Source organism: Shinella sp. M31, assembly GCF_049199205.1.
Taxonomy (GTDB): Bacteria; Pseudomonadota; Alphaproteobacteria; order Rhizobiales; family Rhizobiaceae; genus Shinella.
This window is the reverse complement of sequence record NZ_JBLZPH010000003.1, coordinates 1-10,741: the sequence shown is the minus strand read 5'-3', so window position 1 is coordinate 10,741 and position 10,741 is coordinate 1. Positions and strand designations below refer to the sequence as shown.

Annotated in this window: 11 protein-coding genes; 7 read left to right on the top strand and 4 right to left on the bottom strand. The window is 62.8% G+C overall.

All coding sequences use genetic code 11. The features are described from left to right. The 4 genes from clpA to ACOZKU_RS00480 all read left to right on the top strand — a co-directional run. Nucleotides 1-2,438: ATP-dependent Clp protease ATP-binding subunit ClpA (gene clpA / locus ACOZKU_RS00495; protein ID WP_421577190.1), on the top strand; the 2,438-nt coding region annotated here is incomplete at its 5' end. Nucleotides 2,439-2,510: 72 nt separating this feature from the next. After that, nucleotides 2,511-3,266, top strand: coding sequence for an AzlC family ABC transporter permease (locus tag ACOZKU_RS00490; RefSeq protein WP_421577189.1), 756 nt, complete (start codon nucleotides 2,511-2,513; stop codon nucleotides 3,264-3,266). Then, a complete protein-coding gene (locus tag ACOZKU_RS00485) occupies nucleotides 3,263-3,607 on the top strand; it encodes an AzlD domain-containing protein (protein WP_314095211.1) in 345 nt (114 codons plus the stop codon). The genes ACOZKU_RS00490 and ACOZKU_RS00485 overlap by 4 nt, the downstream gene beginning before the upstream one ends. A 70-nt stretch (nucleotides 3,608-3,677) precedes the next feature. After that, complete coding sequence (locus ACOZKU_RS00480; protein ID WP_421577187.1) at nucleotides 3,678-4,604, top strand: phosphatase PAP2 family protein; 927 nt, start codon at nucleotides 3,678-3,680, stop codon at nucleotides 4,602-4,604. Between the two features lie 10 nt (nucleotides 4,605-4,614). On the opposite strand, the gene ACOZKU_RS00475 is transcribed toward ACOZKU_RS00480, so the two are convergent. Genes ACOZKU_RS00475 through ACOZKU_RS00460 form a run of 4 tightly spaced genes read right to left on the bottom strand, consistent with a single transcriptional unit; the run spans nucleotide 4,615 to nucleotide 7,425 of the window. Beyond that, nucleotides 4,615-5,031 carry an HIT family protein gene (locus tag ACOZKU_RS00475; RefSeq protein WP_421577186.1) on the bottom strand — a complete coding sequence of 139 codons (417 nt, stop codon included), beginning with the start codon at nucleotides 5,029-5,031 and terminating at the stop codon, nucleotides 4,615-4,617. Between the two features lie 15 nt (nucleotides 5,032-5,046). Next, entirely contained in the window at nucleotides 5,047-6,228 is a 1,182-nt protein-coding gene (locus ACOZKU_RS00470) for a GNAT family N-acetyltransferase (protein WP_421577185.1), read from the bottom strand. 7 nt (nucleotides 6,229-6,235) lie between these two features. After that, entirely contained in the window at nucleotides 6,236-6,961 is a 726-nt protein-coding gene (locus ACOZKU_RS00465) for a glycerophosphodiester phosphodiesterase (RefSeq protein WP_421577183.1), read from the bottom strand. Further along, on the bottom strand, nucleotides 6,961-7,425 hold the full coding sequence (locus ACOZKU_RS00460) for a RidA family protein (protein ID WP_314095220.1): 465 nt from the start codon (nucleotides 7,423-7,425) through the stop codon (nucleotides 6,961-6,963). The genes ACOZKU_RS00465 and ACOZKU_RS00460 overlap by 1 nt, the downstream gene beginning before the upstream one ends. Nucleotides 7,426-7,605: 180 nt before the next feature. Between ACOZKU_RS00460 and ACOZKU_RS00455 the strand changes: the two genes are divergently transcribed. The 3 genes from ACOZKU_RS00455 to tsf all read left to right on the top strand — a co-directional run bounded on the left by ACOZKU_RS00455 (nucleotide 7,606) and on the right by tsf (nucleotide 10,733). Next, the gene (locus ACOZKU_RS00455) at nucleotides 7,606-8,433 is read left to right on the top strand and encodes a cell envelope integrity EipB family protein (protein ID WP_314095221.1); all 828 of its coding nucleotides are present in this window, start codon (nucleotides 7,606-7,608) and stop codon (nucleotides 8,431-8,433) included. Nucleotides 8,434-8,780: 347 nt separating this feature from the next. Continuing rightward, nucleotides 8,781-9,542, top strand: a complete 762-nt coding sequence (gene rpsB, locus ACOZKU_RS00450; protein ID WP_257950775.1) for a 30S ribosomal protein S2 — start codon at nucleotides 8,781-8,783, stop codon at nucleotides 9,540-9,542. Nucleotides 9,543-9,806: 264 nt separating this feature from the next. Further along, on the top strand, nucleotides 9,807-10,733 hold the full coding sequence (gene tsf / locus ACOZKU_RS00445) for a translation elongation factor Ts (RefSeq protein ID WP_421577182.1): 927 nt from the start codon (nucleotides 9,807-9,809) through the stop codon (nucleotides 10,731-10,733). Nucleotides 10,734-10,741 lie beyond the last annotated feature (8 nt).

Genomic DNA, 10,741 nt, shown 5'->3' with positions numbered 1-10,741 from the left:
ATGCAACGCTGGAACACCTGCTTCTTGCGCTGATCGAAGACGGCGACGCCGCCGCCGTGATGGGCGCTTGCAACGTCAATCTCGACGTGCTGCGCAAGACCGTTACCGACTATGTCGATCATGACCTCGCCAATCTGGTGACGGGCTATGAGGAGGATTCCAAACCGACCTCCGGTTTCCAGCGCGTCATCCAGCGCGCGGTCATCCATGTCCAGTCGTCCGGCCGCGAGGAAGTGACCGGCGCCAATGTGCTCGTCGCGATCTTCGCCGAGCGCGAGAGCCATGCCGCCTATTTCCTGCAGGAGCAGGAAATGACACGCTACGACGCCGTCAATTTCATCTCGCATGGCATCGGCAAGCGACCCGGCTCCTCCGAGGAGCGCAAGGTGCGCGGTTCCGAAGAGTCCGAAAACGAACAGAAGCAGACACGCGGCGCCGGCAACGAGCAGGAAGAACCTGCCAAGAAGCAGGACGCGTTGACCGCCTATTGCGTCAACCTCAACGAGAAAGCCCGCAACGGCAAGATCGATCCGCTGATCGGCCGTCATGCCGAGGTCAACCGCACGATCCAGGTTCTGTGCCGCCGCTCCAAGAACAACCCGCTCTATGTGGGCGATCCGGGCGTGGGCAAGACGGCGATTGCCGAAGGCCTCGCCAAGCGCATCATCGAAGGCAAGGTGCCGGAAGCGCTGGCGGACGCCACGATCTTCTCGCTAGACATGGGCACGCTGCTTGCCGGCACGCGCTATCGCGGTGATTTCGAGGAGCGCCTGAAGCAGGTCGTCAAGGAACTTGAGGACTATCCGGGTGCGGTGCTGTTCATCGACGAGATCCACACCGTCATCGGCGCCGGCGCCACCTCCGGTGGCGCGATGGATGCGTCCAACCTGCTGAAGCCGGCTTTGTCTTCCGGTGCGATCCGTTGCATCGGCTCGACGACCTACAAGGAATACCGTCAGTTCTTCGAGAAGGACCGGGCGCTCGTCCGTCGCTTCCAGAAGATCGACGTCAACGAGCCGACCATCGACGACACGATCGAGATCATGAAGGGGCTGAAGCCCTACTTTGAGGAATACCACAAGCTCCGGTATTCCAACGAGGCGATCAAGTCGGCCGTTGAATTGTCGGCACGCTACATCAACGACCGCAAGCTGCCGGACAAGGCGATCGACGTGATCGACGAGACCGGTGCGGCCCAGATGCTGCTGCCCGCCGGCAAGCGTCGCAAGCTGATCACCGAGAAGGAGATCGAGGCGACGATCGCCACCATGGCCCGCATTCCGGCCAAGACCGTGTCCAAGGACGACGAGCAGGTGCTCTCGAACCTGGAGAAGGAACTGCGCTCGGTGGTCTATGGCCAGGATCTGGCAATCGAGGCTCTGGCATCGGCGATCAAGCTTGCCCGTGCGGGTCTTCGCGAACCGAACAAGCCGATCGGCAGCTACCTGTTCTCCGGCCCCACGGGCGTCGGCAAGACGGAAGTCGCCAAGCAGTTGGCCGCCTCGCTCGGCGTGGAACTGCTGCGCTTCGACATGTCGGAATACATGGAGCGGCACACGGTTTCGCGCCTGCTCGGTGCACCTCCCGGCTATGTCGGCTTCGATCAGGGCGGTCTTCTGACCGATGGCGTCGACCAGCATCCGCATTGCGTGCTGCTGCTCGACGAAATCGAGAAGGCGCATCCGGACCTCTACAACATCCTGTTGCAGGTCATGGATCACGGCTCGCTGACCGACCATAACGGCAAGAAGATCGACTTCCGCAACGTCATCCTGATCATGACGACCAATGCGGGCGCATCCGACATGGCCAAGGCCGCCATCGGCTTCGGTTCGTCGAAGCGCGAGGGCGAGGACATGGAGGCGATCAACCGCCTGTTCACGCCGGAGTTCCGCAACCGTCTCGATGCGATCATCCCGTTCGGCTCGCTGCCGACGCCGGTCATCCATCAGGTCGTGCAGAAGTTCGTCATGCAGCTGGAAACCCAGCTGGCCGAACGCAACGTCACCTTCGACCTCCAGCAGGAAGCGATCGCCTGGCTGGCCGAGAAGGGCTACGACGAGAAGATGGGCGCCCGCCCGCTGGCGCGCGTTATCCAGGAAAATATCAAGAAGAAGCTCGCCGACGAAATTCTCTTCGGCAAGCTCAAGAAGGGCGGCGTCGTGCGCGTCTCCGTCGGTCCGAAGGAAGACGGCTCGAAGGGCCTGATTCTCGACGCCGTACCGGAAACCGCGCCGATCAAGCCGAAGGCCGAAGTGGAAGAGGCTGCCGCCAAGAAGGCCAAACCCCGCAAGGCCAAGGAAACGGTTGCCGCCGAGGTGGCACCCGCCAAGGCCAAGTCGTCCAGGAAGGCGGCGGAAGCCAAGGCTCCGGAGCCGAAGGACGAGCCGCCGCGCAAATCGTCTAGCGCGGTTCCGAAGGTGCCACGCAAGAAATAACGGCTTTACAAATGATAAGGGCCGGGCAGGAAACTGCCCGGCTTTCTTTTTGCCGATGATCCCGAGATATCGATGACTGCCGAGACCGCGCCAGACCACCATTCCCAGACCCACTGGTTCCTTGTCGGCATGCGTGGCCTGTTCAGCCTGCCGGCGATCATCCTTATGCTCTCCTTCGTCGGTTTCTGCGCGCTGACGGTGGAAGCCGGCATTCCCGTCGAGCAGGTCGTGTTCATGGTCGGGGCGGTCTGGGCGCTGCCGGCAAAGGTCATTCTGGTCGGCTCGATGATGGGCGGCGCCAATCTTCTTGCCGCCTTTGTTGCCGTCACCCTGTCTTCCGTGCGCATGATGCCGATGGTCGCGGCCCTGGTGCCGGAAATCCGCGGCCGCCGCACGCCGACCTGGCTGCTCCTCGCCTTGTCGCATTGCGTGGCGATCACCGCCTGGGTCTATGCGATGGAAAGGGTGGTGAATGTGCCGCGCGAGCGCCGCGTGGCCTTCTTCGCCGGCTTCGGGGTGACGCTCGTTCTGGCCAACATGCTGCTGGTCGGGGTCACCTATCGATATGTCGCGACGTTTCCGCCGATCGTCGCCGGCTGCCTCTTCTTTCTGACGCCGGTCTATTTCCTCGCCTCGATCTGGAATTCGGCGCGCCATCCTGTCGTCCATATCGCTATGGTGTTCGGGCTTGCCGGAGGGCCGCTGTTTTATTGGCTCGTTCCGAAATTCGACATCCTGCTGGCGGGGCTTGTCGGCGGCACGCTTGCCTGGGCCGTCGAGCGCACATTACGTGTCCGGCGCGCGCAAAACGCTGAGGTCAAGGCATGACGGCGTTCGAGGGCTGGTGGCCCTACATCTTCATCGCGGTTGCAGGCTGGCTTGCGACCGACATCTGGCGCTGGCTCGGCGTACTCGCAGGCAATCGCCTGCGGGAGGATTCCGAGGCCCTCAACTGGGTAAGGGCGGTTGCCACGGCCCTGGTCGCCGCCGTCGTTGCCAAGCTGATCGTCTATCCGACCGGCGTTCTCGAATCCTCGCCGCTCTGGCTGCGACTGGGCGCGGTGGCTGTCGGCGCTGCCGCGTTCTTCGCGGCCGGCCGGAAACCGGCCGTCGGTATCGGTACCTCGATCGCGACCCTTGCCCTCGGCCTGTACATGCTCGGTTTTTGAGCCTGTCCGCCTGTATTTATCCAAATTTTAAAACGCATTCGATAGAGACAGACCGATCAAGGAGACCGGCATGCTGTTTCTTCCCGCGGAACGACTGATCCTGGTGCTGACGGTGCTCCTGCTGGCGCTATCGGCCCCGCTGATTGCCGTGAAGGATGTGGCGGTCGATATCGGCGCCTACGCCGTGCTGATTTTGGGCGGTCTCGCCATGCTCGGGCTCGGGCAATATTACCGTCGCGTCCGCTCTGACGAGCGGATTGCCGCGTCCGTGACGGCAACGGGCGTGTTCATCCTGTTCACGCTGGCCGGGTCCGTCTTCAACTATATGCTGCTGCCCGTCTTCTTCACGCCGATCGATCCGCTGTTGTTGCGGCTCGATGCAGCCGTGGGCTTCGACTGGCCGGCATTTGTCACCTGGGTTTCGAATTTTCCGTTTTTCGGCTCGGTTCTCCAGGTGGTCTATTTCAGTTCGCTGCCGCAGATGGCGGTCATCATTCTGGCGCTCGGCTTCTTTGCCGACGGCGTGCAATTGCAGCGCTTCATGCTGACAGGCGTCCTCGGCGCGCTGCTGGCGATCCTCTTCTGGTCGTTTTTCCCGTCCTTCGGCACGTCAGCCGTCTACGACTTGCCGGCCGAGGTCCTTGCGCGCATGCCGATGGCAGCCGATCCCGCCTATGGCCGCGAGCTGGTGCGCCTGAGCCGCGAGGGGGTGACGGCCCTGTCGCCGCACAATGTTCTGGGCCTGATCGCTTTCCCGTCGTTTCACACCATCATGGCCTGCATGTCGGTGGTCTTTCTGGCGCGGGTGCGGTTTCTGGCGATCCCGTCCGTCATCATCAACCTGCTGATGGTGCCCGCCATTCTGGTTCAAGGCGGACACCATCTGATGGATGTGTTCGGCGGGATTGCCGTGTTCGGCCTGTCCTATGTCTTGTCGCTGCAGATCCTGCGCCGGCATGCCGCGCCGGCGCTAGAGCGTCGCGCCGCCGCTGCATAGGGCGGCAGGCTCAAAACGCGTCGCGCAGTTTCTGCGCATTGGCGGCCAGCACGCCTTGGTCTTCCATCGCGCCGGAATGCGGCTTGAGGGGCTGGCCCTCGATACGCGGGATGACGTGGAAATGCAGGTGGTAGACGGTCTGGCCGGCGGCCGGTTCGTTGAACTGGATGACCGTCACGCCATCAGCCTCGAAGGCCTCCTTGGCCGCAACGGCGACCTTCTGCACGACGGGCAGCAGGCGGGCCAGCGTTTCCGGGTCGGCATCGAGGATGTTGCGCGACGGGGTTTTGGGGATGACGAGCGTATGGCCGTTGGCCTGCGGCATCACATCCATGAAGGCGACCGTGTGCTCATCCTCATAGACGCGGTGTGAGGGTATTTCGCCGCGCAGGATCTTCGCAAAGATGTTGTTGGTGTCGTAGCTCATGCTCGTCTCCCGGTCTTACTCTGTCTCGTTGTCGTGTCCGCCGCGGCGGAAGGGGCCGTGCTCGGCCAGATAATCGCCCATCATCTCCACGTCCTTGCGCTCGCGCTCGAGGTAATCGGCGACGGCGCGGCGCAGGCCCGCATGGGCGATGTAGTGGGCGGAATGGGTTGTCGTCGGCAGATAGCCGCGCGCCAGCTTGTGCTCGCCCTGCGCGCCGGCTTCGACGCGTTTCAGGCCCCTGGCGATCGCGAAGTCGATGGCTTGATGGTAGCAGACCTCGAAATGCAGAAAGGGATGATCCTCGATGCAGCCCCAGTGCCGGCCGTAGAGCGTATCGCCGCCGATGAAATTGATCGCGCCGGCAACATAGCGGCCGTCGCGTCTGGCCATGACGAGCAGGATGTCGTCGGCCATGCGTTCACCGATCAAGCTGTAGAAGTGCCGGTTGAGATAGGGGCGGCCCCATTTGCGGCTGCCGGTGTCCATGTAGAAGGTGAAGAACTGATCCCAGATCGCTTCGGTCAGGTCCCTGCCGGTCAGCCAGTCGATCTCGATGCCGTGTTCCAGTGCGGCGCGGCGCTCTTTCTTCAGTGCCTTGCGCTTGCGCGACGCCAGCGTTTCGAGAAAGGCATCGTAGGAACCGTAGTCGTCATTGACGAAATGGAACTGCTGGTCGGTGCGGTGCAGGTAGCCGGCCGCCTCGAAGACCGGAATTTCCGCCTCCGGCACAAAGGTGACATGGGCGGAGGAGACGCCGTGGCGCTTGGCAAGTTCCTTCAGGCCGCCTGCAAGCGCTGCCTGCGCCTCGATGACCGGATGGTCGGTGCGGTGCAGCAGGCGCGGGCCGGTGGCCGGTGTGAAGGGAATGGAGGCCTGCAGCTTCGGATAATAGCTGCCGCCCGCGCGTTCGAAGGCATCGGCCCAGCCGTGGTCGAAGACATATTCGCCCTGGCTGTGGTTTTTCAGATAGACGGGCAGGGCGCCGATGAGGGCGCCCTCGTCGTTTTCCAGAAGCAGATGCTGGCCGAGCCAGCCGGTATCGGCCGTGGCGCAGCCTGATTCCTCCAGCGAAGACAGGAAGGCGTGGCTGACGAAGGGATTGTAGGGCGTTTGCGCATCCGCCCTGGAGGCGCCCGCAAGGCGCCCCCAGTCTTCGGCCGAAATATCGGCAAAGCTCGTTTCGACGCGGATGCGCACCGTCACCTCAGGCCGTCAGGGCTTCGCGCGGATCGAAGCCTTCAAAGGTCATCTGGTCCGCGTTGAGCGCCGTGATCGTACGCGCCTCGTCATCGCGCACCGTCCAGGTAATCACCTGCTTGCCGAGGTCGCGCTGGCGGCTGATGAAGGCGTTCGGCAGGTGGCCGTAATAGTAGGAAATGAAGTCGAGACCGTACTGCATCGCCTCCTCATGCACGGCAAAATTCTCCGGCCGTGCGCCTTCCGCCGTCAGGCCGACCGGGCGTGTGGTGCCGAGCCCCTTAAGGTCCTTCAGCAGCCATTGGTCGAAGCTCATCAGGGCGATGGGGCCTTCATAGTTCTCGATCGTATCGAGCACGGCCATGGCGAAACCGTCGTCATCGCCCTTGCGGCCCTTCAGCTCCAGGACGAGCGGCACACGGCCCTTCACGAGGTCGAGCAGCTGGCGCAGCGTCGGCACTTTGTCGGCCGTGCCGCCAATGGTCAGCAGGCCAAGTTCGGCGGCGGTGCGCTGGCGCACGTCGCCCTCGATGCCGCAGAGCCGCTTCAGGTCGTCATCGTGGAAGACGACGGGGATGGCATCGGCGGCATATTGCAGGTCGCATTCGATGGCGAAGCCAGCCTCGACGGCGCGGGAAAAGGCCGAGAGCGTGTTTTCCCAGACGGCCCGGTTGAGATCATGATAGCCGCGATGCGCGATGGGACGCTCGGTCAGCCAGTTGAATTTGTGCATCAGGCGATTTCCATGATGGCGTCGATCTCGACGGCCGCGTTCAGGGGCAGGGCGGCCATGCCGACGGCGGCGCGGGCGTGCTTGCCGGCGTCACCGAGTGCGCCGACGAGGAAGTTCGAGGCGCCGTTGAGGACGAGGTGCTGCTCGACGAAGTCGGGCGTGGAGGCGACGAAGCCGTTGATCTTGATGATGCGCTTGATGCGCGAAAGGTCGCCAAGTGCGGCCTTCGCCTGGGCGAGCAGGCCGAGCGCGCAGAGTTCGGCGGCCTTCTGGGCGCCGGGCACATCGACATCCTTGCCGACATGGCCGGTGACCGCGAGCTTGCCGTCGAGCATGGGGAGCTGGCCGGAAATGTGGAGCACGTTGCCGCTGATGACGAAGGGCACATAGTTGGCCGCAGGCGCTGCCGCTACCGGAATGTCGTAGCCCAGTTCCTTGACGCGTTTTTCGATTTCAGCGGACATTGCGGTCTCCATTCTAGATCGCCGGCTTGTTACATAGGGACGGCGCGCTGCGGCTGTGAGGGGCATTGCGGCCAGAGCTGTCGCAATGTTGGAAATGAATGTGGCATCGCGTGGATATTGCCTCGCTTTTGCCGAAAGAGTTCATATAACATCGCGCTCGACTTCAACAGGAGGAAACGGATGTTTCGTTCAGCCTTTGTCGCGGCCGCCATGGCCGGGACATGCCTCGCCGGCAGCGGCGTGACCAGCGCTTTTGCCAACCCGGCGAGCGGGCTTGCGCCGCACCGCGCCGTCTACGACCTCCAGCTCAAGGACGCCACGGAACGTTCCGGCATCGCCGGCATGTATGGCCGCATGGTCTACGAGTTCAACGGTAGCCCCTGCGACGGCTACACGGTGAGCTTCCGCTTCGTCACACAGGTCAATACCGGCGAGGAAACACGCCTCACCGACCAGCAGACGACGACTTACGAAGACCTGAAAAGCCGCAGCTTCCGCTTTTTGACCCGCTCCTTCACCGACGAGAAGCTGGACAAGGAAGTGCGCGGCACGGCACGCGACGACAAGACGGGCGTCAGCGTCGACCTGACATCGCCCGATACGCGCAAGCTGGAGCTGGCGGAAAGCCGTTTTCCGACCGAGCACATGCTTGAAGTCATCGAGCACGCCAAGAAGGGCGACCGCTTCTTCGAATCACGCCTCTATGACGGCTCGGATGCGGGCGACAAGACGCTGATGACGACCTCCGTCGTCGGCAAGAAGGAAATGCCGAAGGCCGGCGATCCCGATGCCGACAAGGCCGGGAAATTCGCCAAGCAGGCCTTCTGGCCGGTGTCCATCGCCTATTACAACGACACCAATGACGGCGATGCGCTGCCTGTCTACCGCATGGCGTTCAAGCTCTACGAGAACGGTGTCACGCGGGACCTGACCATGGATTACGGTGAGTTCGTGCTGACCGGCAAGCTCGCCAAGCTGGAGATGTTCAAGCCGCAGGAGTGCAAGTAAGCGCAGGAGCGTGAGGTTTGCCCCTCACCCTAACCCTCTCCCCGCAAGCGGGGCGAGGGGACCTGCCCCGCGAACGGATATTGTTTGGGAATGTCGACGCGGCATATCTCCTTCGCCCCGCTTGCGGGGAGAAGGTGGCGGCAGCCGGATGAGGGGCTTACCCGCCCGCCACGTCACTTTTTTCTCCCTAGCCCTTGATTTTCCGGGAAACGGGGCGTAAAGGGCCGCTCATTCCACACGTGAGGCTTGGGATTGTCCGGGAGAAATCCGGATCGTTCCGCCCGGTGGCATTTCCCAGGAAATGCTGTTCGCCTTGCGGAGGTTCAACCGGAAAAGGATAACTAGGCATGGCATTGCCCGATTTCTCTATGCGCCAGCTTCTCGAAGCCGGCATCCACTTCGGCCACCAGACGCACCGCTGGAACCCGAAGATGAAGCCGTACATCTTCGGCGATCGCAACAACGTTCACATCATCGACCTGGCCCAGACCGTTCCGATGCTGTCGCGCGCCCTTCAGGTTGTCAGCGACACCGTCGCCGGCGGCGGCCGCGTTCTGTTCGTCGGCACGAAGCGTCAGGCTTCCGACATCATCGCCGACGCTGCCAAGCGTTCGGCCCAGTACTACGTCAACGCCCGCTGGCTCGGCGGCATGCTGACGAACTGGAAGACCATCTCCAACTCGATCCAGCGCCTGCGCAAGCTCGACGAAATCCTCGCTTCGGAAGGCTCCGGCTATTCGAAGAAGGAACGCCTGACCCTCGAGCGCGAACGCGAAAAGCTTGAAAAGGCTCTCGGCGGTATCCGCGACATGGGCGGCACGCCGGACCTGATGTTCATCATCGACACCAACAAGGAATCGATTGCGATCGAAGAAGCCAAGCGTCTTGGCATCCCGGTCGTCGCCGTGATCGACTCGAACTGCGATCCGGACCCGATCGACTTCCCGATCCCCGGCAACGACGACGCCTCGCGCGCCATCGCCCTCTACTGCGACCTGATCGCCCGCGCTGCCATCGACGGCATCGCGCGCCAGCAGGGCGCTTCGGGCCGTGACCTCGGCGCCTCGGCTGAAGTTCCGGTCGAGCCGGCTCTCGAAGCCGAAGCGTAAGGCAAAGGTCGGAGCGACACATTCGCTCCTTCTTTCCTGTTCAACCGAGGCCAGAGAGACGATCCCTGGCCTCGGCTTGTTTAAAGGTCCTGCTTTTCGATGACCCCAAGGTCAGTTTATCTGATCCGCCAGGGTCGCGGTTTCAAAACGGCAGGCCAGCGGTGATCTTCATCACCCTGTCACATTTCCGGGTACATTCGTTCCCAAAACCTTGAGTTCGCCGCGGTTTTCCGGCGGTACGCAACAACCGACAAGAGGCTCACAATGGCTGAAATCACCGCTGCACTGGTGAAGGAACTGCGCGAAAAGTCCGGCGCAGGCATGATGGACTGCAAGAAGGCGCTGGCTGAAAACAACGGCGACATCGAAGCAGCGATCGACTGGCTGCGCGCCAAGGGCATCGCCAAGGCTGACAAGAAGTCGGGCCGCACGGCTGCCGAAGGCCTCATCGGCGTTGCCTCTTCCGGCACCAAGGCCGTCGTCGTCGAAGTCAACTCGGAAACCGACTTCGTTGCCCGTAACGACGCCTTCCAGACGATCGTTCGCGGCGTTGCCGACGTAGCGCTGACCACCGACGGCACCGTTGAAGCCGTCGGCGCTGCCATCTACCCGGCAACCGGCAAGTCGGTCACCGACACGATCAAGGACGCCGTCGCCACCATCGGCGAAAACATGAACCTGCGCCGCTCGGTTGCCCTGTCGGTCGAAGACGGCGTCGTCGCGACCTACATCCACAACGCTGCCGCTGACCGTCTCGGCAAGCTCGGCGTTCTCGTCGCTCTGAAGTCGACCGGCGACAAGGAAGCCCTCAACGCCATCGGCCGCCAGGTTGCCATGCACGTTGCCGCAACGGCGCCGCTCGCCATCCGCGCCGAAGAAGTCGATGCTGCCGTCGCCGAGCGCGAACGCAACGTCTTCATCGAGCAGTCGCGCGCTTCCGGCAAGCCGGACGCCATCATCGAAAAGATGGTCGAAGGCCGCATGCGCAAGTTCTTCGAAGAAGTCGCCCTGCTGTCGCAGGCCTTCGTCATGAACCCCGACCTCACGGTTGGCGCTGCCGTCAAGGAAGCTGAAAAGACCGTCGGCGCGCCGATCGAAGTCGTCGGCATGGCCCGCCTCCTGCTCGGCGAAGGCGTCGAGAAGGAAGAGTCGGACTTCGCCGCCGAAGTCGCAGCCGTCGCCAAGGGCTGATTTTATTT